The following is a 23,738-nucleotide window of genomic DNA, read 5'->3' as shown; positions in this document are numbered from 1 at the left end:
GACACGCGGGCCCAAGCAGGGCAAGCGGCGTTAGGCTAAAGCCTGTCCCAGGTCACCGAGATGTTGAGCTTCTGAAAGGCCTGCTTCCACAGCGAAGCAGCCTGCTCCAGGCGGTTAGGGTCGTAGACGCCCTGGACCTGGTGGATACTGAGAGACCACGTTTTCGCGCCCGAATCCTGCCAGACCTTGTCGAGCAGGCGCCGCAGCCGCTCCGGGTCGCGTGCGCCGGCGGCGTTGCCGAAGACTGTGAACTGGCCCGAGTTCTGCAGCATGTCCGAGACGAGGACGAGCGAGCGGTCGCCGTTCGGCACGCGGTTCTCGCGGCGCGACACCACGTCGCCGATGGCCTCGACGATCGGCGACTGGTTGCCCTTCGCCGGCTGGGTCAGAACGGTCAGGGCATCGTCGAGCGGGCGGCCGAACTTCTCGACCCATTTGACGTATTCGCGGCGCGGATTGCCGATCAGCTCGCTTGCGGTCTTGCCGGGGTTGCACAGCGAGATCAGGGCCGGGAAGCCGGGCTCGAACACGTCGTTGAAGACGTATATCGAGAGCATGCGCTCGGCTGGCAGCTCGTCGCCGATTTGCTTGACCAGCTTCTTCAGCCGCCCGGCCTGCACCTCGCTCCATGGATCCGTCTTGTCGACGAGGATCAGCGTATGGCCGACGGGGCCGGTCTTCGGGCAGAGCGTTTCCTGGTCGCGCGGCGGCCCGCGCAGCAGGGAAGGGGCCGCGAAAAACCCGACGAGCGCGACGCCCGCGAGCAGGGAGGCGACGATGGCCAGGTTCTCGGTCTTCATGCCCAAGCCTTTATCGCGGCATTGCGGCGAAATCCTCCGCCGCCTGCTTCTGGGCCGCCTCGTCGCGCTCGAAAGCTTCGCGTCCGGCCTGCGCCGCGCGCAGCTTCACCTGCTCGATCTCGCCGGCGAGATCGACGCCGCGCAGCAGCATCAGCCGGTCCTTGAGCTTGGCTTCGATGAGCCCCGGCATGCTGGCGAGCTGCTGCTCGAAATCCTCGATCTGCCGACGTGCTGCGACATATTCCGGCAGCTCTCCCGGCTGGTCGATCTCGGCGAGGTTGAGTGACTGCCCGAAATAGGCCGGGGGCAGATCCGTGCGGACGCGCAGATTGGCCTCGCGGTACTGCATCATCGCTGCGTCCTTGGCCGCGCGCAGCTGCCCGAGGCGGGACTGATAGAGGTCGCGCGCCTTTTCGGCGGCTGCCTTCATGCCCTGCAGCTTGCCGAGTTCGTCACGGCAATCGGCGCGAAAACCGTCGATCTGCGTGCGGATTCCCTCCAGCTCCGGCAGCAATTCGCCATCGAGCCGGCGCCGCTCCTCCTCGACGGCACTCCAGCGCTGGCGCCAGCGCTTGTAGGCGGCGGCATGGCCGGGATAGGTGCCGAAAGCAGTAAAGCCCTTTGTCGCGGCGACAAAGGCGACGAGGCAGCCGATGATGACGAGCGCGACTGATTTGATGTCGTAGATCGCGAAGGGGTTCTCCAGCATGCGCGGCATCACCTGATAGGAACGCGCATCCGGATTGGCGATCAGCATCTCCCGATAGTGCCCGACCGCGAGGTTGAACAGCACGATGAGCGCGATCATCCCGGCATAGGCCGGCAGCGCCCAGAACAGATGCGAGCTCTTCACATGCTGGCAGTAGCGCGCTGGCCCGATCCCCATGAAGAAACCGAGCGCGATGTTGAGTGCCGAGATGATGACGGCGGTGGCCGCGCCGCCGACCAGGCCGAAATCGCTGGCTTCTGCAAAGAAGTTGCCGTTGAGCAGGCTCTCGATCACCAGCGGAACGACGAGGAAGAACAGGATGAACTGCCACTTGTCGAGCTTGGGATCGGCGCGGCGCTTGTTCTCGTAGTTGAAGAAGGCGTATTCGCGCTTGGCCCTGAGGGCATCGTAGATGCGCTGCTCCAGCTCGCTGCCGTGCTTGTTGAGCATGGCCCGCATCGTCGCCTCGACACCGCGTACCCGTCCTTCGAAGCGCTGCTGCGTGAAGAGTTCCCGCCGGCTCACGATTTCGGCTTGGATCGCGTTGAGCCTGGCTGCCGCCTCCTGCCGCAGCGCGGTGTAATGCTCGCGCGCCCTGGCGATCAGCGTTTGCTCGGTCTGCGACAGCATGGTGGCGTCGGCCGGGGGCAGGTTTTCGACCGCGTCGCTCGCGCCGTTGTGTCCGGCCCTGACCGATTCCGCGAGATGATGCGCTGTCATCGCCGGGGTGGCGCCGTGACGCGTGGCCGTGTGGCCGTTCTCATTCGCCATGGGCGGCTCGTGTCAGGAACAGGCGGGCATCGACGACATCGACCCAGAAATCGCGGAAGCCCGGATAGGCCGGCCGCAGATAGGCGCGCTCGAACCAGATCGTCAGCGCGACGAGCCCGGCTCCGCCCAGCATGGGCAGGATCGCAGCCAGCGATAGGGGCGCCCGATCGAGCGCGGCCAGCCGCCAGCCAAGTCCGGCCAGCACCAGGGCGCAGGCGATCACGAGCAAGGCGAGCACGCGATGGCGGCCGGTGTCGTAGGCGAGCTGCAGCGCCGCGCTCATCAGCGTGATCGCGAACGCCGCGCAGAGTTCGAGCACGGCGAGCCCTGCCAGGGCGCCCGCGATTCCGGCCCCGATGCCGGTCGGCGAGGCGGGAGAGAGTAGGAAGAAGACGCCGCGGCCCGACGACCAGCCCAGGAACAGGCAGAAGAGCAGGATGGTCGCGATCAGGATAGCAAGAAGCGGCAGGGGGCGTCGCAAGCGCGCGGCCATGATCGCCAGCCGCGCCGCATGGGTTTGCCGCACGGCGTCGTCGATTGCGCTTGCCGCCGCTTTTACGCGGCCTGCGATCGCTTTGAACATGACCCGCAGCAACTCCACCCGTCAGCTGACGGTGACCGCATTCGCCGGGCCGGTCAAGCGAGCGGCGGCTGCCATCCAGGCCGATCAGCCGCCGGTGACGCTCATATGCCGGCCTACGGCCGGGCGCGCATGGCGCCGGTCGATGACGAAGTCGTGGCCTTTTGGCTTGCGGGCGATGGCCTCGTCCATGGCGCGGTAGAGCAGGGCGTCGTCCTGCGAGGAGCGGACGGCGCCGCGCAGGTCGGCAGCATCCTCCTGGCCGAGGCACATATAGAGCGTGCCGGTGCAGGTCAGCCGCACGCGGTTGCAGCTCTCGCAGAAATTATGGGTCAGTGGCGTAATGAAGCCGACAAGCCCGCCGGTTTCCTTGACGCGGACATAGCGCGCCGGCCCGCCCGTGCGGTAGGGGTCGTCGACCAGCGAGTACTTGTCCATCAGCCGCCCGCGCACCACCGAGAGCGGCAGGTACTGGTCGATGCGGCCCACCTCGATCTCGCCCATTGGCATGACCTCGATCAGGGTGAGGTCCATGCCGAGGCCGTGCGACCAGAGCATCAGCTCTTCGATCTCGTCGTCGTTGACGCCCTTCAGCGCCACCGCGTTGATCTTGACGCGCATGCCGGCCTTGCGCGCCGCCTCGATGCCGGCGAGCACGACCTTGAGGTCGCCCCGGCGCGTGATCTCGCGGAACTTGTCGGCATCGAGCGTATCGAGCGACACGTTGATGCGGCGCACGCCATAGCCGGCGAGCTCGTCGGCATAGCGCGAGAGCAGCGAGCCATTGGTCGTCAGGGTCAGCTCGTCCAGCGCACCGGAGGCGAGGTGGCGCGAGAGCGAGCGGAACAGGCTCATGATGTCGCGGCGCACCAGCGGCTCGCCGCCGGTGAGTCGCAGCTTGCGCGTGCCGCGGCTGACGAAGGCAGTGGCGATTCGGTCGAGCTCCTCCAGCGTCAGCAGCTCTTTCCGGGGGAGGAACTGCATGTTCTCGGCCATGCAGTAGACGCAGCGGAAATCGCAGCGATCCGTTACCGAGATGCGCAGATAGGATATTTTCCGGCCGAACGGATCGACCAGTGGCGACCGCGTCAGCGGCTTCATGTCGTCGAGCAGCACGTCTGCCTCAACTCCGAACGCCCAGCCCGCTCCGCCCAGGATGCGGACTGGTTTGCACATTGCTATAGCAAGACATTGGCACCACTGCGGCCAAGGTCAAGCGCATGACTGCCGCAGCCTGCGAGGGACGTACACGATCATGTCATCCTGGCCGACCGAAATCCGCCTGTCGAAGGACCGTCGCACCCTGCACGTCGCGTTCGAGGACGGGGCGAGTTTTGCGCTGCCGGCCGAGCTTCTGCGCGTTGAAAGCCCCTCGGCCGAGGTCCAGGGTCACCATCCCAGCCAAAAGACGATCGTCGCCGGCAAGGCCGCAGTCGAGATCCTGAGGGTCGAGCCGGTCGGCAACTACGCCGTCAGGCTCGGCTTCGACGACATGCACGAGACCGGCATCTATGCCTGGGATTATCTGCGCGAGCTCGGGGAGCAGGCGCAGGAGAAGATGAAGGCCTATGAGGCCGCGCTGGCGGAGAAGGGGCTCTCCCGCGATCGGCAGCGCTAGGAGCCGTTCCGATCCGCTGCAGGGGTCGGCGACTTCGACGAAGCGAAGCCGCAGCGCCAGGGGCCACGCAATCCGCGCTGGAGCGCGGGTACGGAGGATCGTCGCCTGGCTCGCCTCCCGCCGCGGTGCCCTCGTTGTCTCGGTTGAACCTCGGAATGGGATGGAAGGCGGACCTTGCTCTTGGCAGCTAAAGGTCGCGGCTGGCTTGCCGGCTGAGGGCGACGAGATTCAGGAGGTTTGCATAGCCCCGAGCGTCGTCAATCGCGCGGTGCGTGTGTTCGATGGAGCCAAGCCATTCCGGCGGATAGTGCTCGACATCACATTGCCAATGTCCTCGCCCCGTGCTGCCAGAGACCATCGACATGATGCACAGAGGCGGATGCCTGAAGAGCCGGTCGGGAACCCATGGGCCTTCAAATAGTGGCCGTCCGGTAAATCGTCTCAGGTAGAAGTCGATCCACAACCCGTCGAGGACGACCGGGTGGGCAGCGAAAATGGGCTCGCCATCCAGCGATTTGACCCAATCGACAAATCGCTCGATGCCAGCCCCTGCTGGTTCCGGGTTGCTTGTCGCAGCCGCCCATGCCTCAGGCTGCGTCTGCCAGAAGGCCATGGTTCCCGCGTCCCGTTCAGCGCCGTCGAGAGGCTCCAGAACAGCCTCGAATTCGCCGAGGATCCTGCCGGTGCTTGATACTGCCACTGAGCCGAACGACAGCATCGAATTCGCGCCCGGTATCGGCCCATCGAATTCGCAGTCGGTCACAACGTAGAAATGCGGCATCGATCCCCCTGGTCTCTTCTCGCTGTGAACCTGCGCATATCCGACTGACTCCGAGGCAAACGCTCGCTTCGAGCGGCGAGGCACGGACCCGGATCGCTGCTTGCCGAATATACCCAGGAAGTCAAAACCTGAGTTTCATCCGCATTCGGACTGCATGCGGGGGCGCCCGAGCGTGCCGGGCGTCCGCGGCGAAAGGCGGTCGTTGATTTCGGTGCCAGGTAGATCAGGTCACAAAGCTGCCGAAGTCTCTCTTCATAGGGCGCGTAGATCGATCCGTGGCGTCGTTAATGTGGAGTTAATGGACCGTTGAGTGAAAGTAATATCGGCGCAGATGTCTGCGAAGAGAATAGGATTAATTTCACGTATAGGCAGGGCGTTCGCTCGTGCAGGTAGGAGCTTATTTCGGAAGGCTTTCGCCCTGCGCCGCAAGGCGCGCAGTCATCGCTCATGGCGCCGCGATGAAGCCGAAGGCCGACGATGCGACCGAGCATATCCCTGGCATTCTCCTGCCGTGGCAAATGGCCTGCGAACCACCGCAGTCTTGCGGCTGATCCGAGTATCGACCGACGACCAAAGCCATCGACTAGCTCCGCCATTCAGCCTCGCCTGATCCCCGCAATGGCGGAACGCTAGCTCGTCACCCTTCCCGTTTCCCAGCAAGTTCCAGTCAAACGAGCCGCTGATCTCGCCGCCGATCGATCGGTGCTGCGCCTGCTCGGCTGACCCTATATTTCCGGAGCGTACTCCATGAAGCGCATCGTCCCGCAGGCGCTGCTCGCGCTCGCGGCTCTCGTCGTGCTGCCTACCAAGACCTTGCCGACGACGTCGCCCGCTCTGTCGCATGTCCCGTTCGGCGTCGATGAGCGCACACTTGGCTTCCATCCGAAGGCGCTTGCCTCAAGCCGTCTCCTTGCCGATGATTTCGGACTGTTCGGTAGGCCGGACAGTTCGTTGCTCGTGCTGTCGATCGTGCACGGGCCGGGGGGCAAGTGGCGCAACAGTCTCGCGCGCGCCTTGCACGACAGCGAGAAGAGCGAGCAGGCTCCGCCCGGAGCAGCGCAACGCTCGGGCGAGGGCCTGGGGAAAAATGATGGAACGACCCCGCGCCCTGCCGCGAGCGCAGCGCAAACCTCGGTGACGCCGACGAGCGAAAGCACGGCGATCGCCTGGGTCACGCCGACGGGCTTTATCGTCGTGCCGGGGAAAGAGCCTGAGCCACGGCAGATCTATGTGGGGCTGATCGAGCCCGAGCATCTGGAGCGCGAAGAGCGCTGCCTGGCCCAGGCCGTCTATTTCGAGGCGCGTTCCGAAGTGGAAGAAGGGCGGGCTGCCGTTGCCCAGGTCGTGCTCAACCGGGTCAAGAGCGGGGTCTATCCGGCCACGATCTGCGGCGTGGTCTTCCAGAACCGCCACCGCAAGCTCGCCTGCCAGTTCACCTTCGCCTGCGAGGGCAAGGCCTTGCGGATCACCGAACCCGAGGCATGGAAAGCGGCGATGCGCATCGCGCGCGAGGTCTACGAGGGCAAAACCTATCTCCTGGAGGTGGGAGCCGCGATGCATTATCACGCCGACTATGTCCAACCCGGCTGGGCGAAGAAGCTGAAGAAAATGGACGTGATCGGCCGGCACATCTTCTACAGCTGAAGATGAGGCGGGCTGCGCTGGCCCCTGCGATTGCTGAGCCTACGGCACAGCTTGGATCGCTGAACGCTTTTGCGTCCGCGAATGTCAGCGGCGGGTCCTGCGGAGCGCCAATGCGACACCGCTGAGCGCGACACCGATCGCCAGGATTTCCCGCGCCCCCAAAGCATCTCCGAGCAAAGGGACGGCCGATAAGGTTCCGACGATCGGGACAATCAGCATGCCCGTTGCCGCAGTCGTCGTCGGCAGGCGTTTCAGTGCCCCGAACCAGGTCAGATAGCACAGCGCCATCGGGACGGCCGCCATATAGGCCAGACCGACCAAGCCTTGGCCGGACAAGGCAAGAAGATGTGGTCGTTCCAGAAGGAGGCTGAGCGCGACCATCGGCAAGCAGCCGAGAGCGACCTGCCATGCCGTCAGCGCCGTGAAAGGCATCGCAATGGGCTTGCGGGCCATGACGGTGCCGACCGCGAAGAGAATGGCGGCGGCGAGGCCGAAGAGAACGCCCGGCAGTTTTTGGACGGCAAGGTTGGGCCCGCCCATCAATATCGCGATGCCGGCAACGCCGAGCGCCAATGCGAGCAGGCTACGGCGATCCGGGCGTTCTCCATGCAGGGGCCACGCAATCAGCATCGCCCATATCGGCATCGAATAGGCGATGAGGGCGCCCTCGGAAACCTTGAGCCAATTCAGCGACAGGGCCGTAAAGCCCATCCAGGCGAATACGTTGATTCCGGCTGCTAGGAGGAGCGGGAGGCGGAATTCGCGCGGTACCCTGAGCGTTTCGCCGCGGTGCCATGCCAAAATAGCCAGGCCGGCCGCGCCGAGGAGGCCAGCCATGCCGCGAGCAAACAGCGGCGGCCAGTCGAGCAGGACGAATTTCAGGACCGACCAGTTCAGGCCCCAGCCGCATGCCGTGATGACAAGCAGGATTTGACCGAATTTCCGGTCGGCTGCCTCAGTCGCCGCCCCTTGGCTTTCGATCGTGGTCGTCACGGCTCAGCGACGCCCGGCTTTCGGCGCCCGGACGGGAAGGGCGCGCTTGGTCCAGTCCTTTGGAGCCATGACTGTGTTCCGATGCTTTCTGAGCCGCTTCGCCCGGCCTGGGGGGGTCGGCGCGCGTAAGCATCGTTGTTGAAATCGAGCGGCCGTGTTCGCGAATATTGACCGCCGTATGGCGAATTTGGCCGATGATTTCGGGCCATCTGACGAAAATGGTTGAGCCCGACGAATTCGAATGCCCCCTGCTGGGGGCGGTCGACACCACAGCCCAGCATCCGCGTCACTGGCGTCGCAGGTGCCTTTGCGTCCCGAGAGGCTGCCAACGAGCGATCAAGATGGGGGTGGGCCAAACGAAAAAAGCCGGCGTTTCCGCCGGCTTGTCTCGGTAGTGAAGCGTGAGCCGCTCAGCGCGCGACGACGACGCGGGTGCCGACCTTGGTGCGCTCGTACAGATCGATCACGTCCTCGTTCAGCATGCGGATGCAGCCCGAGGAGACGGCCTGGCCGATCGTCTCCGGCTCGTTCGAGCCGTGGATGCGGTAGAGCGTCGAGCCGAGATACATGGCACGGGCGCCGAGCGGGTTGTCCGGGCCGCCGGGCATGAAGCGCGGCAGGTCGGGACGGCGCTTCAGCATCTGCGACGGCGGGGTCCAGCTCGGCCATTCGGCCTTGCGGGTGATGCTCTGGCTGCCGGCCCAGTCGAAGCCCGGGCGGCCGACGCCGACGCCGTAGCGCATGGCCTTCCCGTCGGGCATCACGAAATAGAGGCGCCGCTCGGCGGAATTGATCACGATCGTGCCGGGCCGCTGGTTCGTCGGGTAGCTTACGATCTCGCGCGGAATGGCGGTGGCCTGCGCCTTGGCGGGGTCGACATACTGGACGAGCGGCTGGCGGGTCAGCGGATCGATTTCGGCCCGGGCGGCGGAGCCGAGGGCAAGCAGGCCAAGGCCGGCGAGCATGGCCAGACGGATGGAGCGGATCATCGAGAACCTCGGGCGGTCGGGGCGGCGTGTGGACACGAAGTTGACACGGAAAAGTCAACGTCTCCTCAACGTCCTGTCAGCTTCCCGGGTCCGCCGCAATCGGGCTTTTATCACATCCCTGAGAGCTTCCGAGCTTTGCCATTCCGCGTTGCGCACATGCAACATGGCCGCAATGCGTCAACTCCTCAGGACGACGCAGGCGCCGCGATCGACCTGGATGCGCCGGCATAGCGCGGTTGCCTCGGCGCGCGTCGCGGCGGGGAGCCGGACCCGGTAGAATGCCCGCGTACCGCGGCTGCGCAGGCGCGTGCCGATGATCATAGGCTCAAGCTCGCCGATGATCGTGCGGTGGAGAGCGCTCGCGCGTTGGAAACTGGCGAGTGCGCGGGCCTTGGAGAAATTGCCGGCGAGCTGCACGCCCCAGGGCGCGAAGGGCGCCTCCGCAATGACGGGCAGGACCGGGCGCGCCTGCCGGATCGCAACCAGCGTCGGCGCGCAGGCGGCCAACTGATCGCGCGTCGCCGGTCGCGCCGGCGGCGAGCGTCCGTCGCCATTGGCGCTGTTGCGCGCATCCTGAGCCCAGTCCTCGACCGAGGCGCCGGTGATCAGCAGGACGTAGTTCTCGGTCTCCGTCGGCAGGAACCGGGTCTGCCCCGCCGCGCGGGCGGCAATCCAGCCGGCAACACGGTTCGGGCCGCCATTATAGGCTGCCGCCGCAAGCCCCCAGTTGCCGAAGCGGTCGCGCAGCTCGGCCAGGAAATGGGCAGCCTTGGGCACGGCCTGCTCGGGGTCGAACGGATCGAGGAGGCCGCGCTCGCGCGCCGTGCCGGGCATGAACTGCGCCACGCCCTGTGCGCCGGCCGGGCTGGTGACGTGCGGGCGGAAGCTCGATTCCTGGAAGATCAGGCGGGTCAGGAAGGCCGGCGGCACCGAGTGTTGCTGCGCGGCGCCGTCGATCAGGCGGCACAGCGCATCCTGGATGCCGGAGGAAGGCGGCAACGGCTCTTCCGCAGCATGCCCGGGCCCGGGTAGCAGGCAGAGTGCAAGCAGGGCGGCGATAAGCCGCGGCGCGGGGCTGGCCAGACGGCGGAAGACGCCTGAGATCATGTGGCCTCTCTCGCATGTTCGCGCGCCGGCTGCCAACTGCGGCGCCTTCCGCGTTGTGACGGAGGCATCGCCTGTGCGAAGAGGGCGCCGGCCGGCTGACCGGTCAGGGTCATGAAATTGGAGTACAGGGCCAGCATGGAGAAGGCCTGGATTGTCTGGTCGCGATGGTTCCTGGCGGCGGCGGCGGGCTGCGCCGGGCTGCTGTTCGTCTTCATCGCGGCGCTCGATCCTTTCGGTATGCGGGTCGGAGCGGGCCAGCCGGCGCGGCCGATCATGGATATCAACCAGCGCTTCATGTACCCGCAGCTCGTGCGCTCCGGGCGCTTCGACGCGGCGGTGCTGGGCACCTCGACCATGCGGCTGCTCGATCCGCAGACGCTTTCGCGGGGGCTCGATGCGCGCTTCGTCAACCTCGCGATGAATGCGGCGACGCCCTGGGAGCAGTTGCAGATGGCCGGGCTGTTCCGCTCGCATGTCCGCGTTCCCAAGCGAATCATCTGGGGTCTCGATGTCACCTGGTGCGAGCCCGACGCCACCGATGCGGCGAAGCGCCTGACGCCGCGGCCGATGCCGGACTGGCTCTCGCGAGAGGTTCGCTGGACCGATTGGCCGAAGCTGCTCAACCTGACCAATCTGGAGATCGCCGGCCGTCTGATGGCCTATCGTCTCGGCTGGTCGCGGGAACGCGTCCGCGGCGACGGCTACGAGGTCTTCACGCCGCCGGAGGCGAGCTACGATCTCGCTCGTGCGCGCAGCCACATCTACATGAGCAGTGGCGGCCTGCCTCTGGATATGACGCCCTTGCCGCCGGTGCCGGTGCCGGCCGCCGAAAGGGCGGCCTGGCGCTTTCCGGCGCTGGCCTGGCTGGAGGAGGCGATCGCTGCCTTCCCGAAGGAAACGCAGGTGATGCTCGTCCTGCCGCCCGCACATCTGATGGGCTACCCCCGCGAGGGATCGGCGGGATGGCAGCGTTATGCCGCCTGCAAGGCTGGGATTACCGCTCTGGCGCGGCGGCACGGCGCGACAATGGTCGATTACGCGCACGCCTCGCCGATCACGGCGCGGGATGAAAACTACTGGGATCCCCTGCATTTCCGCCTGCCCATCGCAGCCCGGTTCGCTGAGGAGCTGGTCGGGGTTGCCAAGGGCGGCCAGCCGCTGCCGGATGGCGCGGCACGCGTTCTGCGCTGACGATGTCGGAGAAAATGGTGGGCGGCACAGGGATCGAACCTGTGACCCCTCCCGTGTGAAGGGAGTGCTCTACCGCTGAGCTAGCCGCCCGGACCGGCCTTCTCCTAGTCGGCGCGCTTCACGCCGTCAAGGACGTGCCGGCACCAGATTGAGCGCACGATCCACAGCATTCGGCAGCTCGTCGAAGTGCTGAATGATGAAATTCGGCTCCAGTGTCTCGATCGGCACGTCGGTATAGCCGAAGGGCACACAGATAGACGGGATGCCCGCCGCGCGCGCCGTCGCTATGTCGGTGCGGGAATCGCCGATCATCACGGCGCGCGAAGCGTCGGCCTTCGCCGCCTCGATGGTCATCGTGAGATGGCGCGGATCGGGCTTGAACCAGGGGAAGCTGTCGCGCCCCGCCACGGCGGCGAAGCGTTTGGCGATGTCGAAATGGTCGAGGATCAGGCGCGTGTGCAGGATCGGCTTGTTGGTGCAGACGGCGAGCGCGTAGCCCTCGTCGGTCAGTGCATCGAGCGCGCCCAGCACGCCGTCGAAAAGATGGCTGTGGGAGGCGACGTCGTCGGCGTAGATCGCGAGAAAATCCTCGAAGAGCCGCTCCAGGGTTTCAGCATCGAGCGGCTGGCCCGATACCTTGAATCCGCGTTCGATCAGGGCGCGCGCGCCCGCGCCGACGAGCTCGCGTGCCCGGTCCAACGGCAATGCGGGCAGGCCTTCGCGCACCAGGATGACGTTCAGAACCCGCATGATATCCGGTGCGGTCTCGGCGAGCGTTCCGTCGAGATCGAAGACGACGATCGGGGGCAGGCTCATGGCGTGGCTTTCCGGGCAATGCGACAGACGACCGGCTTAAAGGGCTTCCCGCGCCGGCTGGCAAGTGCTTCGCCTTGGAAGGACAGTCGTCACCGCCTCCCCAAATTCGCCGCGCATGATGGTATCGTTCGCTCGATTCGTCGCCCCGCGGCAGGGAACCATGTCATGTCGAAGTTCATCGCAATCCGGCCCGGCGTGATGCGCCTGGGATTGGCAGCCTGCCTTTCGCTGTCGTGCGCGCTCCCGGCGCTCGCTGGGCCGTTCGAGTTCGCGCCTGCGCCGCAGACCGATCTCAACCGCGTCTACCGCATCGACAAGGCGACGGGAGAGGTCGGCGCCTGTCAGTTCCAGCTGAAGGAGGGCGGGGTCGGCCTCACTGTGTGCTTCCCGACGGGCGAGGGGGCCGGGCCTCAGGCGCCGAGCGACTACGGGCTGATGCCCTCGCGGCATGAGCGCGAAGGCGGCATCTTCCGCGTCAATATCCGCACCGGGGAGATGAGCATCTGCTACGTTTTCGACGACAAGACGGTGTGCACGCCGCAAGCGAAATGATGCCTGGCGAGCTGCGCGCGCTGGACATGGAGCGCGCGGCGCGGCAGGAGAGCGGCGCTATCTTCCGTGGGTAGCGGCCGGTCTCGATAACTCCATCCGGGCAAGTCCTATGAACGCCGATGATCTGAAAAAGCAGGCTGCCGCCCGCGCCCTCGAACTCGTGCGGCCGGGCATGCGGCTCGGTCTCGGAACCGGTTCCACCGCGAAGCACTTCGTCGATCTGCTCGGTAAGAAGGTCGCGTCCGGCTTCGAGGTGATCTGTGTCGCCACCTCCGAGGCAACGCAGGCGCAGGCCGTCTTCTTGGGCATTCCGATGTCGACTCTCGACGAGACGCCCGAGCTCGACCTGACGGTCGATGGCGCTGACGAGCTCGATCCGCAGATGCGCCTGATCAAGGGCGGCGGCGCGGCGCTGCTGCGCGAGAAGATCGTCGCCGCCGCTTCCGCCCGAATGATCGTCATCGCCGATGACGGCAAGCTGGTGCAGAAGCTCGGCCGCTTCCCGCTGCCGATCGAGGTCGTGCCTTTCGGGTTGGAGGCGACGCGCCGCGCGGTGGCTGAGGCCATCGCCGCTTCCGGCTCCGCCGGCAAGATCTCGCTGCGCCAGCGGGCCGACGGCTCTACGCTCGTCACCGATGGCGGCCATTTTATCCTCGACGCTCATCTGGGCGCCATAGAGCGGCCGGAATTATTGGCTCAGGCTCTGAACATGGTGCCAGGGGTCGTGGAGCACGGCCTGTTCATCGGTCTGGCGTCGGGAGCGATCCTCGCCGGTGCCGACGGGCTCAAGCTGCTCGGCAAGATCGAATGATTCCATTCCTGCGCGATCCACGCTAAGGAACGCGCGAAACAACGGTCGGCTCGGCAGGGCCGGCGACGCTGCCGGGCTGATCGGCGGCTCGTCAACGATGAAGGGGTTTTGACCGCATGATCCGCCATATTCTCGCCAGCCTGGCCCTCGGCCTCGCGCTGCTGGGCGCCGCTCCTGCCTTTGCCCAGGTGCCGACATTGACGCCGAGCCATCTCCAGGCGGCGCGCGAGGTCATGGAGCTGACCGGCGTCACGCAGAACATCAACAACATCTATCGCGAATTCGAAGAGAGCGCGAAGGGCTTCGTGGCGACCCGGCCGGAAATGGCGAAAGACACGGACGCCGTTCTTGGCGAGCTGAAGGCCGAGGCTGACAAGCGCTCCGAGGAGATGATCAAGACTTCTGCTGCGGTATTCGCCAGCAAGATGACGGAATCTGATCTGAAGGCGGTCGCCGGCTTCTTCAAGTCTGACGTCGGGCAGCGCTATACCAGCCTGCGTGCCAAGGCGATGGAAGAAATCTTTCCGCTTCTGCAGCCCTGGAGCGTGCAGACCAGCAACTATCTCTTCGATCGCTTCTCGCAAGAAATGCGCAAGCGCGGCCATACGCTCTGACGCTGCCGATCTGGTAACGCACAGCCATCGACGCCTCCCCTTCGCCGGAAGGGGAGGCGTTTTCATATGGCGCGCCAGTCAGCCGGGCCGGTGCCGCCGATGTCCTCCATCGGCGGTTCGCTGGCTCGCTGGTGTTTGCCCGAAGCCCGACCTATCTGCGTGGTCTCGCCGTTGCAGTTTTCGGAGCCCGGATCATGACCCGCGACCTCGTTTTGGTGACCGGAGGCTCCGGCTTCGTCGCCGGGCATTGCATCCTGAAGCTGCTTGCGGCGGGCTTCGATGTTCGCGCCACGCTGCGCTCCTCGGCGCGGGAAGGCCGCCTGAGGGAAGCCTTGAAAGGGGCGGGTGTCGATGCGGGCGAGCGCCTGCAGATCGCCGCCGCCGATCTGATGCAGGATGAAGGATGGGATGCGGCGATGACCGGCTGCTCCCATGTGCTGCATGTCGCATCGCCGCTGGCGTCAGCAGCCCCCAGGGACGAGGATGAGCTGATCCGTCCGGCGCGCGAAGGTACGTTGCGTGTTCTCCGCGCGGCTCGCCGCGCGGGAGTGAGGCGTGTTGTGCTGACCTCGTCCTTCGCGGCCATAGGTTATGGCCGCGCGCTGAAGCGGCCCTATGACGAGCGCGACTGGACCAATCCGGCCGCGCCGGGCCTCGCCGCCTATCCGAAGTCGAAGACACTGGCCGAGCTTGCCGCGTGGGATTTCGTCGACGGGGAAGGGCAGGGGCTCGAACTCGCCGTGGTCAATCCGGTCGGCGTCTTCGGCCCGCTGCTCGGGCCGGATCTTTCCGCCTCGATCCTGCTGGTGAAGACCATGCTGGAAGGAAGGCTCTGGGCGGTTCCGCGCCTGATGTTCGGTGTGGTCGATGTGCGCGACGTGGCCGACCTGCACTTGCGCGCCATGACCGACCCGGCTGCGGCGGGCGAGCGCTTTCTCGCGACCGCCGGGGATTTCATGACGATGCAGGCCATTGCCCAGGCGTTGAAGGACGGGCTCGGCGAGCGCGCGGGCGGCGTCTCGACCCGCGTATTGCCGGACTGGCTGGTGCGCCTCGCCGCGCGCTTCAGCGCCACGGCGCGTCAGGCGGCGACGCCGGAGCTCGGCCGCGTCAAGAACGCGACCAGCGCCAAGGCGCAGGCCATGCTGGGATGGCAGCCGCGGCCTGCCGCCGAGGCTCTCGTCGCGACCGGCGAGAGCCTGCTGCGGCTCGGCCTCGTCAGTCCTCCGAGGCCTTGAAGCGGTTCAGCCCCTTCATCGCGAATGGCGCTACCAGAGCGAGGAGGGCGATGCCGAGCAGTGTCGCCGAGATCGGATTTTCCAACAGGATCATCGGGTCGCCGAGGCTGATCTGCAAGGCACGGCGCAACTGCTGCTCCGCCATCGGCCCGAGGATGAGGCCAACCACCATCGGCGCGACCGGGTAGTCGTAGCGGCGCATCAGGTAGCCGAGGAAGCCGAAGACGAAGAGCATGGTCAGTTCGACCGCCGAGCCGTTGACCGCGAGCGTGCCCATCGTCGCGAAGACGAGGATGCCGGCATAGAGCCAGGGCTGCGGTATCGCGAGCAGCCGGACCCAGAGCCCGATCAGCGGCAGGTTCAGGATCACCAGCATGACGTTGGCGATGAACAGCGAGGCGATCAGGCCCCAGACCAGATCCGGCTTCTCGGCGAAGAGCAGCGGGCCGGGATTGAGACCGTATTGCTGGAAGCCGGCGAGCATGATCGCCGCCGTCGCCGAGGTCGGCAGGCCGAGCGTCAGTAGCGGCACCAGCGTGCCGGCGGCCGAGGCGTTGTTGGCTGCCTCCGGCCCGGCGACGCCCTCGATCGCGCCCTTGCCGAACTCGTCCGGGTATTTGCAGAGCTTCTTCTCGGTCGAGTAGCTCAAGAAGGTCGGGACTTCGGCGCCGCCGGCCGGCAAGGCGCCGATCGGGAAGCCGAAGGCGGTGCCGCGCAGCCATGGCGCCCATGACCGCTTCCAGTCCTCCTTCGTCATCCAGAGCGAGCCCTTGATAGGGATGATCTCTTCCGGCTCGCGGAAGCGCTTGGAGGCGACGTAGAAGGCCTCGCCCACGGCGAAGAGGCCGACCGCGAGCGTCGTCACTTCGACGCCGTTGAGCAGCTCCGGCACGCCGAAGGTCAGGCGCGCCTGGCCTGTCAGCTTGTCGATGCCGACCAGTCCCAGCGTAATGCCGAGAAACAAGCTGGTGAGACCGCGCAGCGGCGAGTCGCCGAAGGTCGCCGACACTGTGACGAAGGCGACGATCATCAGGGCGAAATAGTCCCAGGGACCGAACTTGACCGCGACCTCGACGAGCCAGGGCGCGAGGAAGGCGAGCCCGATCGTCGCGATCAGGCCGGCGACGAAGGAGCCGATCGCCGAAGTCGCAAGCGCGGGGCCGCCGCGGCCGGCCTTGGCCATCTTCGAGCCTTCGAGCGCGGTGGCGAGAGAGGCGCTTTCGCCCGGCGCATTGAGCAGGATCGCAGTGGTCGAGCCGCCATACATGCCGCCATAGTAGATGCCCGCGAACATGATCAGCGAGCCGGCAGGGTCGAGCTTGAAGGTGACCGGCAGCAGAAGCGCGACGGTCAGCGCCGGGCCGATACCGGGCAGAACGCCGACTGCGGTGCCGAGAAAGACGCCGATGAGGCAGAACAGCAGCTTGGAGGGCTCGAGGGCGACGCCGAAGCCGCTGATCAGCGAGAGCAAGGTATCCATCGTTCAGCCCCGGCTCAGAGGAAGAGTTGCTCGAGCGGTCCCGACGGCAGGATCAGCGTCAGGAGCTTCGCAAAGACAAGAAAGATGATCAGGCCGAGGACGAAGCCGATCGCCGCATCGACCAGCAGGGCCCGCCGCCCCATGCCGCGCGCGGTGCAGGCGAAGACGACCGAGATGGCGATGATGAAACCGCCGCCGAGCCCGATGCACGCGATCAGGAAGACGAGGCCGCCGGCGATCCACAAGAGGGCCTTGTTGTCGGCCGCCTCCGGCTCGGGCAGGCCTTCGCGGAAGGCGACGACGAAATGCGCCAGGCCGAGGATGACGAGGCCGACCATCACGACATAGGGCATGGCCGTCGGCCCGATGCCATAGGTGGAGGTAATGGTCTGCTGCGACGCGTCGTAGCCGACGAAAAAGGCGACGATCAGCAGCAGCACACCCACGATCAGGGCCGGCTTGTTGGCACCTTGCGTCCGAGTCTCGTTCGTCATGGCGTTCCCGCTATGCAGGCCGGCGCCTTCGCGGCGCTTCTGGCGGTGAGAAAAGGGGCCGGTTTCCCGGCCCCCGTGTTTTTGTCGGCTTTGCCCGGCTTACTTTACCAGGCCGACTTCGGTCATCACCTTCGAGACGCGTTCGATCTCGGCCTTCAGGAAGGTGTCGAAGGCAGCGCCGGCGAGGAAAGCGTCATCCCAGCCGCGGGCCTTGAGGATTTCCTGCCACTCCTTCGACTTGACCATCTTCTCGACGGTGTCGGTCAGCGCCTTGGTCTGATCGGCCGAGAGACCGGGAGGAGCCACGACCGAACGCCAGTTCAGCAGTTCGAGGTTGATGCCCTGCTCCTTCAGCGTCGGGGCGTCCGGCGCGTTCTCGAGGCGCTTGGGCGAGGAGACGGCGAGCACGCGCAGCTTGCCGGCCTTGATCTGGCCTTCGAACTCGCCATAGCCGGAGACGCCGGCAGTGACGCGCCCGCCGAGCATCGCGGCCAGTGCCTCGCCGCCGCCCGAGAACGGGATGTAGTTGATCTTCTTGGCGTCGGCGCCAACGGCCTGCGCGAACAGCGCGGCGAGGATGTGGTCGGTGCCACCGGCCGAGCCGCCAGCCCAGGTCACCTTGGCCGGATCGGCCTTCAGGCGCTCGGCCAGGTCCTTGGCGGTCTTGAGCGGGGATTCCGTCGGGACGACGATGACCTCGGCTTCGGCGGTGAGGCGGGCGATCGGCGTCACCTGCGTGAGATTGACCGGCGACTTGTTGAGCAGGATCGCGCCGACCATCACGAAGCCGTTGACCATCAGCTGGTGGCCGTCGCCCTTCGCGCCGATAAGCTGAGCGAGGCCGATGGTGCCGCCGGCGCCGGTGACGTTGTTGACCTGCACGCTCTTGACGATTCCGGCTGCGGTCAGCGCCTGCTGCATCGAGCGCGCGGTGCCGTCCCAGCCGCCGCCGGGCGCTGCAGGGGCCATGATCTTGAGTTCGGCGAGCTGGGCGAAGGCAGCCGTCGAGAGAGCGGCGAGAGCCACCGCGGTCAGGGCCGTACGCTTCAAGATAGATGTCAGCATGGATTTCCTCCGATTACGGCCCCCGCCGTGCTTTTTTGGGCAGTATCGGCTGTGACACCTTGCCACGCAGGGCGTCAATTGCGCCTGATTGAATAATGTCTTGACAATAATCGGCGTACTTCTCCGCGTTCGCTGCGGCTCTTGCTCCTTTAGTTCTACGACTCTGGCCGGCTTCCGGATAAGGCGCTGGCGACGTTTCCCGCGATCGCGTAAGCGCAATTCATGAGTCAGATGCGTTTCGCCGATCGCCACGAACATGCGCCCAGCTCCGGGAGGTTTCCGTCACGCCTGACCGTGATCGGCGCGGCGCTTATGGTGCTGATGCCGCTGGCGATGTGGCTTGCCAATCGCTCCGCCCCGCTCATGCTCGGCTTGGCCGTCATTCCCTTCATCGCCGCGGCCGTCGCTGCGGGCCAGGCGGGAGGCGTCGCCGCGCGCCTGCGGAGCCTGCTCGCGACACCGCTGGGACTGGCCCTGACCGCCTTCCTTGCCTGGGCGCTGATCTCGATTGCGTGGAGCCACAAGCCGGGCGCCTCCCTGCGCGCCTGGGCGGAGCTTGTTCTGCCCATCGCCTTCGCGTTTGCGATTGCCGCCTCGGGCCGGTTCAGGCCGCGGCCGGCGTGGCTGCGCGCGCTCGCATTCGCGCTGATCCTCGCCTGCCTGCTGTCGATCGTCGAACTGGCCTCGGGCCTCTCGCAGCGGGCTGCGCTGGGTGTCGGCAAGGTGATGACCTTCGTCTTCAACCGGCCCGCTATCACAGCGCTGACGCTGGCCGTTCCGACGATCCACGGTCTCTGGAATGCGCCGGCCGCACGCCGGTCCGACCGGATATTGGCGGTGATCCTTGGTTTGACCGTCGCCGCATTGGCGCTGCGCTCGGAGAGTGCGTCGGCGCGGCTGGGAGTCGCGGTGTGCGTTGTCACCTGGGCGTTGTCGGCCTGTTGGCCGCGCCTGACGCTGACGGCTGCCGGCCTGGCCTTCGTCCTCGCCATGGTGATGGCGCCGGTGCTCGGCATCGCCGCTCACAATTGGCTGCCCTCGATGATCCTGAACCGCTTCGCCGTGATGACCGGGCAGGCCCGCATCGATATCTGGCAGAGCTTCGGCGAGGTCGTGCGGGTGCGGCCGATCGCAGGCGCCGGCTTCGGGACCTCGGCCAGCATGGACCAGCACCCCGTGGCGGCCGAGGTGGCGCCGGAGCACAGGACGCTGCTGGGAGTCGGACATCCTCACGACATGCCGCTGCAGGCATGGGCCGAGACCGGGGTGATCGGAGCGGGCATTCTCCTGCTCGCGGGCTTGTTACTGCTCGTGCAACTGCGCCGGCTGCCGGCGCGGGAGATGGCGCCGCGCCTGGCGATGTTCGCCGCCGCTTTCGCAATTTCCGTCGTCGGGCACGGGGCCTGGCAGGGCTGGTGGATCGCCCTCCTGGGAGCCGGAATCCTCTGGTTCGGACCGGGACGCCAAGGAGAAGATCATGGCTGAATTCGACGTCGATCTCTTCGTCATCGGGGCGGGCTCCGGCGGCACGCGTGCTGCGCGCATCGCGGCCGGCCACGGCGCCCGTGTGATGATCGCGGAGGAGGACCGCATCGGCGGCACCTGCGTCATCCGCGGCTGCGTGCCGAAGAAGCTCTTCGTCTATGCCAGCCGCTTCACTGACGATTTCGAGGACGCAGCCGGCTTCGGCTGGACGCTTCCCGCAAAGCCGTCCTTCGACTGGCCGACGCTGCGCGACGCCGTGGCGAACGAGGTCACGCGCCTCTCCGGCCTCTATCGCAAGGGCCTTGACGGCGCGAAGGTCGAGATCCGTGAGGAGCGCGCCATCATCGAGGGGCCGCACAGCGTTCGGCTGGTCAAGAGCGGCCTGACTGTCACCGCCCGGCATATTCTCGTCGCGACGGGTGGTTGGCCGGCCTTCGACCCGCCGATCCCCGGCGGCGAGCTGGGCATCTCCTCCAACGAGGTCTTCCATCTTCCGACCTTGCCGAAGCGGCTTCTGGTCGTCGGCGGCGGCTATATCGCGCTCGAATTCGCCAGCCTCTTTGCCCGGCTCGGTGTTGCCGTGACGCTGCTCCACCGCGGCGACAATATCCTGCGCGGCTTCGACGAAGACATCCGCAATCGCCTGCGCGATGCGCTGGTCCATGCCGGCATCACCATGCGGCTCGGTTGCACCATCGAGCGCATCGAGGAATTGGCGGACGGCGCCCGTCGCGCCCATTGCGCACATGGCGCGCCGATCGACGCCGATGTCATTCTGGTCGCGACCGGCCGGCGGCCGAACACGAAAGGCCTGGGGCTGGAGCGGGCTGGAGTGGAGCTCGGCCCGCTCGGCGAGATCGCCGTTGATGCAGCTTCAGCCAGCACCGTTCCGTCGATCCATGCGGTCGGGGATGTCACCAACCGCGTCAACCTGACCCCGGTCGCCATCCGGGAAGGGCATGCCTTCGCCGACAGCACCTTCGGCAATCGCTCCTGGACAGTGGATCACGCCACGGTCGCCTCAGCGGTCTTCACCACGCCTGAGATCGGCACGGTCGGCCTGTCGGAGAACCAGGCGATTGCCGCCGGCCATGAGGTGCGCATCTTCGAATCCGGCTTCCGCCCGATGAAGGCGACCATCTCCGGGCGGCATGAGCGCACCTATATGAAGCTCGTCGTCGATGCGGCGACCGACAAGGTTCTGGGCGTCCATATCCTCGGACATGATGCTGGCGAGATTATCCAGGCCGTTGCCATCGCCGTGACGATGGGGGCGACCAAGGCGGATTTCGACCGCACTGTCGCGTTGCATCCGAGCGCCGCCGAGGAACTCGTGACGATGCGCACACCGCGGGCGGTTTAGCGTCGCGGGGAGGGCCGCTTCCGTCGCGGCAGACCCGATCTGCGAAGCAGCCGTGCAGCCGCCCGCGAAGGGCGGCATCCCGCTGACATGAGGCGGCTTTCCGGCTCTCGTTTTGATATGCCGAAACCCGCGGCCGTGACGACGTCGCCGACTGGTGGCTATTCTCGTGCCTTGGGTGTATAGCCGCCCCTTCGCGCTACCAAGAGGTTAACAACGCGCGATCYCGAAGGTCAGGAGCAAGTAGTCCCATGTCCGAGCGGTGGACGCCAGAGAGCTGGAGAGCCAAGCCCGCCCAGCAGATTCCGGATTATCCGGACCAGGCAGCCTTGAAGGCGGTCGAGCAGCAGCTCGCCGGCTTTCCGCCGCTCGTTTTTGCAGGCGAGGCGCGCAAGCTCAAACGGGCGTTGGGCAAGGTTGCGGCCGGTGAGGCCTTCCTCCTGCAGGGCGGCGACTGCGCCGAGAGCTTCGCCGAGCATTCGGCGGACAACATCCGCGATTTCTTCCGGCTGTTCCTGCAGATGGCGGTGGTGCTGACTTTCGCCGGTGGCTCGCCGGTGGTGAAGGTCGGGCGCATCGCCGGCCAGTTCGCCAAGCCGCGTTCGGCGCCGACGGAGAAGGAAGGCGGCGTCGAGCTTCCCAGCTACAAGGGCGACATCGTCAATGACATCGCCTTCACGGCCGAGGCGCGCATCCCCGATCCGCGCCGCCAGCTCGAGGCCTACCGCCAGTCGGCAGCCACGCTGAACCTGATCCGCGCCTTCGCGACCGGCGGCTACGCCAATCTCGACAACGCGCATCGCTGGATGCTCGGCTTCGTCAAGGATAGCCCGCAGTCGCATCGCTATCAGGAGGTTGCTGAGCGCATCACCGAGGCGCTCGACTTCATGCGCGCGATCGGCATCGACCCGGAGACCCATCCGGAGATGCGCACGACCGATTTCTACACCAGCCACGAGGCGTTGCTGCTCGGCTACGAGCAGGCGATGACCCGCACCGACTCGACGACCGGCGAGTGGTACGACACCTCCGGCCACATGGTCTGGATCGGCGATCGCACGCGCCAGCTCGACCATGCCCATGTCGAGTTCTTCCGCGGCATCAAGAACCCGATCGGCCTGAAATGCGGTCCCTCGACCACGGTCGACGGCCTGCTCAGGCTGATCGAGGTGCTCGACCCGCAGAACCAGCCGGGCCGCCTGACGCTGATCGCCCGCTTCGGTGCCGACAAGGTCTTCGACAACCTGCCGGCTCTGGTGCGCGCGACCAAGCGCGAAGGGCGCAACGTTGTCTGGTCCTGCGATCCGATGCACGGCAACACGGTCAAGGCGGCGAGCGGCTACAAGACCCGGCCTTTCGACCTGATCATGACCGAGGTGAAGAACTTCTTCGCCGTCCATCAGGCCGAGGGCACCCATGCCGGCGGCCTGCATCTGGAGATGACCGGCAAGAACGTCACCGAATGCACCGGCGGCGCGCGCGGCATGACCGACGCCGATCTCAACGACCGCTACCACACGGTCTGCGATCCCCGCCTCAATGCCGAGCAGGCGCTGGAACTGGCCTTCCTCGTCGCCGAGCTCGTCAAGCGCGAGCGGGCAGGGCGGACCCGGCCCGAGGTCGAGGCGGCCGAGTAAGGCTGGGCCGGATCGGCTGACCAAACAAAAAGGCCGGGACGTTTCGTCCCGGCCTTTTTTTGTTGCTGCGACTTGTGGTGTCGTCAGAACTTGACGCCGACCGCGGCCCGCGCGGTGTTGACCGTCGTCGTCGTGCCCTCGACATCCGCGAAGCGGATGAGCTGGTATTCGCCACGCAGGAAGATGTTGTCCGCCAGCGCCCAGTCCAGACCGCCGCCGACCGAAAGGCCAAAGCCGTAGACGTTCTTCTTGGTGGCGCCGACGGTAAGAGGATAGCCGCTCGCGACGACATTGTTCTCCAGAGCACCGGTGACCGGATTCGTCCGCGTGAAGCGCCAAGTCGCGTCGACCGTGGAGGTGGTGTTGAAGCGCCCGACCGCGCCGCCGATCGTCGCGAAGGGCATGAAGTTGCCGAAGGCCCAGCCCATGCGAAGCCGCGCTGTGCCGTAATCGTCGAGCTTGGCGCCTTGGTTGGTCGTCAGAGAGTAATCGTTGACGGTGCCGTTCGAGGTGACAGCGCGGCGAGCGATGAAGTCGTCGATCTGATAGCTATGCCCGGAGCGGGTGTAATCCGCCTCCAAGCCGAGAATGACGTCGCCGAAGGCCCAATTGTAACCGACGAAGCCGAAATAGGTCGCGCCGCTGTCGCGCTTTTCGGGAAGATTGTTGACCAGTGCCCCCATATCGTATTCGGCGCCGAGTAGCGTGTTCCGGAAGGCGAAGCGGGCGAGATCCTGCAACCCGGTGCCGGGCTCGAACTTCGTGTCGGAGACGCCGGCGCCGCCACCGAAGTAGAAGCCGGACCAGTTGATGCCACGGTCGATGGTCGGCGGTTCCGGAGCCTCGATGACCTGCGAGCCGCGCAGGTAATCCGCCGCGAGGGCAGGGACGGCGAGAAGGCTTGCCGCGAGGGCTGTGGCCGCGAGCGCTGGCCCGATGGAACGGATACGCATCCTGATCTCCCCGAGCAGCCGTCCGGCTCCACCCGTTTCGCCCTGCTCGA

At 66.3% G+C, this 23,738-nt stretch carries 23 protein-coding genes and 1 tRNA gene; 10 read left to right on the top strand and 14 right to left on the bottom strand.

Going from position 1 to position 23,738, the window contains the following annotated elements:
• Positions 1-35: 35 nt before the first annotated feature.
• The 4 genes from AB4Z10_RS01215 to moaA all read right to left on the bottom strand — a co-directional run bounded on the left by AB4Z10_RS01215 (position 36) and on the right by moaA (position 3,961).
• On the bottom strand, positions 36-800 hold the full coding sequence (locus AB4Z10_RS01215) for a hypothetical protein (RefSeq protein ID WP_441468536.1): 765 nt from the start codon (positions 798-800) through the stop codon (positions 36-38).
• A gap of 10 nt (positions 801-810) precedes the next feature.
• A complete protein-coding gene (locus tag AB4Z10_RS01210; protein WP_441468535.1) occupies positions 811-2,280 on the bottom strand; it encodes a hypothetical protein in 1,470 nt (489 codons plus the stop codon).
• Positions 2,270-2,863, bottom strand: a complete 594-nt coding sequence (locus AB4Z10_RS01205; protein WP_441468534.1) for a hypothetical protein — start codon at positions 2,861-2,863, stop codon at positions 2,270-2,272. Before AB4Z10_RS01205 ends, AB4Z10_RS01210 begins: the two co-directional genes overlap by 11 nt.
• An 84-nt stretch (positions 2,864-2,947) precedes the next feature.
• Positions 2,948-3,961, bottom strand: a complete 1,014-nt coding sequence (moaA, locus tag AB4Z10_RS01200; RefSeq protein ID WP_441468958.1) for a GTP 3',8-cyclase MoaA — start codon at positions 3,959-3,961, stop codon at positions 2,948-2,950.
• A gap of 154 nt (positions 3,962-4,115) precedes the next feature.
• Here moaA and AB4Z10_RS01195 point away from each other — a divergent pair, with 154 nt between their 5' ends.
• Positions 4,116-4,478 carry a gamma-butyrobetaine hydroxylase family protein gene (locus AB4Z10_RS01195; RefSeq protein WP_441468533.1) on the top strand — a complete coding sequence of 121 codons (363 nt, stop codon included), beginning with the start codon at positions 4,116-4,118 and terminating at the stop codon, positions 4,476-4,478.
• Between the two features lie 187 nt (positions 4,479-4,665).
• Here AB4Z10_RS01195 and AB4Z10_RS01190 read toward each other — a convergent pair whose 3' ends face one another.
• Positions 4,666-5,259 (bottom strand): DNA polymerase III subunit epsilon, encoded by a 594-nt coding sequence (locus AB4Z10_RS01190; protein WP_441468532.1) that lies wholly within the window; start codon positions 5,257-5,259, stop codon positions 4,666-4,668.
• A gap of 747 nt (positions 5,260-6,006) precedes the next feature.
• Here AB4Z10_RS01190 and AB4Z10_RS01185 point away from each other — a divergent pair.
• Positions 6,007-6,903 (top strand): cell wall hydrolase, encoded by an 897-nt coding sequence (locus AB4Z10_RS01185; protein WP_441468531.1) that lies wholly within the window; start codon positions 6,007-6,009, stop codon positions 6,901-6,903.
• A gap of 84 nt (positions 6,904-6,987) precedes the next feature.
• Here the strand turns inward: AB4Z10_RS01185 and AB4Z10_RS01180 are convergent, their stop codons facing one another.
• The 3 genes from AB4Z10_RS01180 to AB4Z10_RS01170 all read right to left on the bottom strand — a co-directional run bounded on the left by AB4Z10_RS01180 (position 6,988) and on the right by AB4Z10_RS01170 (position 9,992).
• Complete coding sequence (locus tag AB4Z10_RS01180; RefSeq protein ID WP_441468530.1) at positions 6,988-7,896, bottom strand: DMT family transporter; 909 nt, start codon at positions 7,894-7,896, stop codon at positions 6,988-6,990.
• 410 nt (positions 7,897-8,306) lie between these two features.
• On the bottom strand, positions 8,307-8,885 hold the full coding sequence (locus AB4Z10_RS01175) for a L,D-transpeptidase (protein ID WP_441468529.1): 579 nt from the start codon (positions 8,883-8,885) through the stop codon (positions 8,307-8,309).
• A gap of 177 nt (positions 8,886-9,062) precedes the next feature.
• Complete coding sequence (locus AB4Z10_RS01170; protein WP_441468528.1) at positions 9,063-9,992, bottom strand: lytic transglycosylase domain-containing protein; 930 nt, start codon at positions 9,990-9,992, stop codon at positions 9,063-9,065.
• Between the two features lie 111 nt (positions 9,993-10,103).
• Here AB4Z10_RS01170 and AB4Z10_RS01165 point away from each other — a divergent pair, with 111 nt between their 5' ends.
• Positions 10,104-11,183, top strand: a complete 1,080-nt coding sequence (locus AB4Z10_RS01165) for a hypothetical protein (protein ID WP_441468527.1) — start codon at positions 10,104-10,106, stop codon at positions 11,181-11,183.
• 15 nt (positions 11,184-11,198) lie between these two features.
• Here the strand turns inward: AB4Z10_RS01165 and AB4Z10_RS01160 are convergent.
• A tRNA-Val gene (locus tag AB4Z10_RS01160) sits at positions 11,199-11,273 on the bottom strand.
• A 36-nt stretch (positions 11,274-11,309) separates the two neighbouring features.
• The gene (gene gph / locus AB4Z10_RS01155) at positions 11,310-11,999 is read right to left on the bottom strand and encodes a phosphoglycolate phosphatase (protein WP_441468526.1); all 690 of its coding nucleotides are present in this window, start codon (positions 11,997-11,999) and stop codon (positions 11,310-11,312) included.
• Positions 12,000-12,197: 198 nt separating this feature from the next.
• Between gph and AB4Z10_RS01150 the strand changes: the two genes are divergently transcribed.
• The 4 genes from AB4Z10_RS01150 to AB4Z10_RS01135 all read left to right on the top strand — a co-directional run bounded on the left by AB4Z10_RS01150 (position 12,198) and on the right by AB4Z10_RS01135 (position 15,214).
• A complete protein-coding gene (locus tag AB4Z10_RS01150) occupies positions 12,198-12,551 on the top strand; it encodes a hypothetical protein (RefSeq protein WP_441468957.1) in 354 nt (117 codons plus the stop codon).
• 109 nt (positions 12,552-12,660) lie between these two features.
• Positions 12,661-13,362 (top strand): ribose-5-phosphate isomerase RpiA, encoded by a 702-nt coding sequence (gene rpiA / locus AB4Z10_RS01145; RefSeq protein WP_441468525.1) that lies wholly within the window; start codon positions 12,661-12,663, stop codon positions 13,360-13,362.
• 116 nt (positions 13,363-13,478) lie between these two features.
• Entirely contained in the window at positions 13,479-13,976 is a 498-nt protein-coding gene (locus tag AB4Z10_RS01140; RefSeq protein WP_441468524.1) for a DUF2059 domain-containing protein, read from the top strand.
• Between the two features lie 194 nt (positions 13,977-14,170).
• A complete protein-coding gene (locus AB4Z10_RS01135; protein ID WP_441468523.1) occupies positions 14,171-15,214 on the top strand; it encodes an SDR family oxidoreductase in 1,044 nt (347 codons plus the stop codon).
• Here AB4Z10_RS01135 and AB4Z10_RS01130 read toward each other — a convergent pair.
• From AB4Z10_RS01130 to AB4Z10_RS01120, 3 genes are all read right to left on the bottom strand, one after another.
• On the bottom strand, positions 15,195-16,694 hold the full coding sequence (locus tag AB4Z10_RS01130) for a tripartite tricarboxylate transporter permease (protein ID WP_441468522.1): 1,500 nt from the start codon (positions 16,692-16,694) through the stop codon (positions 15,195-15,197). The genes AB4Z10_RS01135 and AB4Z10_RS01130 overlap by 20 nt on opposite strands.
• Before the next feature lie 14 nt (positions 16,695-16,708).
• A complete protein-coding gene (locus AB4Z10_RS01125; RefSeq protein WP_441468521.1) occupies positions 16,709-17,188 on the bottom strand; it encodes a tripartite tricarboxylate transporter TctB family protein in 480 nt (159 codons plus the stop codon).
• 99 nt (positions 17,189-17,287) lie between these two features.
• Positions 17,288-18,253 (bottom strand): Bug family tripartite tricarboxylate transporter substrate binding protein, encoded by a 966-nt coding sequence (locus AB4Z10_RS01120; RefSeq protein ID WP_441468520.1) that lies wholly within the window; start codon positions 18,251-18,253, stop codon positions 17,288-17,290.
• Positions 18,254-18,475: 222 nt separating this feature from the next.
• Here AB4Z10_RS01120 and AB4Z10_RS01115 point away from each other — a divergent pair, with 222 nt between their 5' ends.
• From AB4Z10_RS01115 to AB4Z10_RS01105, 3 genes are all read left to right on the top strand, one after another.
• Positions 18,476-19,738 (top strand): O-antigen ligase family protein, encoded by a 1,263-nt coding sequence (locus AB4Z10_RS01115; RefSeq protein ID WP_441468519.1) that lies wholly within the window; start codon positions 18,476-18,478, stop codon positions 19,736-19,738.
• Positions 19,731-21,101 (top strand): glutathione-disulfide reductase, encoded by a 1,371-nt coding sequence (gene gor, locus AB4Z10_RS01110; protein ID WP_441468518.1) that lies wholly within the window; start codon positions 19,731-19,733, stop codon positions 21,099-21,101. Before AB4Z10_RS01115 ends, gor begins: the two co-directional genes overlap by 8 nt.
• A 248-nt stretch (positions 21,102-21,349) precedes the next feature.
• Complete coding sequence (locus AB4Z10_RS01105; RefSeq protein ID WP_441468517.1) at positions 21,350-22,735, top strand: class II 3-deoxy-7-phosphoheptulonate synthase; 1,386 nt, start codon at positions 21,350-21,352, stop codon at positions 22,733-22,735.
• An 83-nt stretch (positions 22,736-22,818) separates the two neighbouring features.
• Here AB4Z10_RS01105 and AB4Z10_RS01100 read toward each other — a convergent pair whose 3' ends face one another.
• Positions 22,819-23,688, bottom strand: coding sequence for an outer membrane protein (locus AB4Z10_RS01100; RefSeq protein WP_441468516.1), 870 nt, complete (start codon positions 23,686-23,688; stop codon positions 22,819-22,821).
• Positions 23,689-23,738 lie beyond the last annotated feature (50 nt).

It is taken from the genome of Allobosea sp. RAF48, from assembly GCF_052114025.1.
In the GTDB taxonomy this organism is placed as follows: Bacteria; Pseudomonadota; Alphaproteobacteria; order Rhizobiales; family Beijerinckiaceae; genus Allobosea.
Note: the sequence above shows the minus strand (reverse complement) of the source record. Positions and strands in the feature narration are given on the sequence as shown.

Bases quoted from the DNA above. Each gene is read 5' to 3' on its own strand.
- AB4Z10_RS01100 (WP_441468516.1), bottom strand. From the start codon at position 23,688: ATGCGTATCCGTTCCATCGGGCCAGCGCTCGCGGCCACAGCCCTCGCG.
- AB4Z10_RS01120 (WP_441468520.1), bottom strand. From the start codon at position 18,253: ATGCTGACATCTATCTTGAAGCGTACGGCCCTGACCGCGGTGGCTCTC.
- AB4Z10_RS01140 (WP_441468524.1), top strand. From the start codon at position 13,479: ATGATCCGCCATATTCTCGCCAGCCTGGCCCTCGGCCTCGCGCTGCTG.
- AB4Z10_RS01105 (WP_441468517.1), top strand. From the start codon at position 21,350: ATGTCCGAGCGGTGGACGCCAGAGAGCTGGAGAGCCAAGCCCGCCCAG.
- AB4Z10_RS01175 (WP_441468529.1), bottom strand. From the start codon at position 8,885: ATGATCCGCTCCATCCGTCTGGCCATGCTCGCCGGCCTTGGCCTGCTT.
- AB4Z10_RS01170 (WP_441468528.1), bottom strand. From the start codon at position 9,992: ATGATCTCAGGCGTCTTCCGCCGTCTGGCCAGCCCCGCGCCGCGGCTT.
- AB4Z10_RS01130 (WP_441468522.1), bottom strand. From the start codon at position 16,694: ATGGATACCTTGCTCTCGCTGATCAGCGGCTTCGGCGTCGCCCTCGAG.
- rpiA (WP_441468525.1), top strand. From the start codon at position 12,661: ATGAACGCCGATGATCTGAAAAAGCAGGCTGCCGCCCGCGCCCTCGAA.
- AB4Z10_RS01150 (WP_441468957.1), top strand. From the start codon at position 12,198: ATGCGCCTGGGATTGGCAGCCTGCCTTTCGCTGTCGTGCGCGCTCCCG.
- AB4Z10_RS01210 (WP_441468535.1), bottom strand. From the start codon at position 2,280: ATGGCGAATGAGAACGGCCACACGGCCACGCGTCACGGCGCCACCCCG.
- AB4Z10_RS01125 (WP_441468521.1), bottom strand. From the start codon at position 17,188: ATGACGAACGAGACTCGGACGCAAGGTGCCAACAAGCCGGCCCTGATC.
- AB4Z10_RS01185 (WP_441468531.1), top strand. From the start codon at position 6,007: ATGAAGCGCATCGTCCCGCAGGCGCTGCTCGCGCTCGCGGCTCTCGTC.
- AB4Z10_RS01215 (WP_441468536.1), bottom strand. From the start codon at position 800: ATGAAGACCGAGAACCTGGCCATCGTCGCCTCCCTGCTCGCGGGCGTC.
- gph (WP_441468526.1), bottom strand. From the start codon at position 11,999: ATGAGCCTGCCCCCGATCGTCGTCTTCGATCTCGACGGAACGCTCGCC.
- AB4Z10_RS01205 (WP_441468534.1), bottom strand. From the start codon at position 2,863: ATGTTCAAAGCGATCGCAGGCCGCGTAAAAGCGGCGGCAAGCGCAATC.
- AB4Z10_RS01115 (WP_441468519.1), top strand. From the start codon at position 18,476: ATGAGTCAGATGCGTTTCGCCGATCGCCACGAACATGCGCCCAGCTCC.
- gor (WP_441468518.1), top strand. From the start codon at position 19,731: ATGGCTGAATTCGACGTCGATCTCTTCGTCATCGGGGCGGGCTCCGGC.
- AB4Z10_RS01135 (WP_441468523.1), top strand. From the start codon at position 14,171: ATGACCCGCGACCTCGTTTTGGTGACCGGAGGCTCCGGCTTCGTCGCC.
- AB4Z10_RS01165 (WP_441468527.1), top strand. From the start codon at position 10,104: ATGAAATTGGAGTACAGGGCCAGCATGGAGAAGGCCTGGATTGTCTGG.
- AB4Z10_RS01190 (WP_441468532.1), bottom strand. From the start codon at position 5,259: ATGCCGCATTTCTACGTTGTGACCGACTGCGAATTCGATGGGCCGATA.
- AB4Z10_RS01195 (WP_441468533.1), top strand. From the start codon at position 4,116: ATGTCATCCTGGCCGACCGAAATCCGCCTGTCGAAGGACCGTCGCACC.
- moaA (WP_441468958.1), bottom strand. From the start codon at position 3,961: ATGAAGCCGCTGACGCGGTCGCCACTGGTCGATCCGTTCGGCCGGAAA.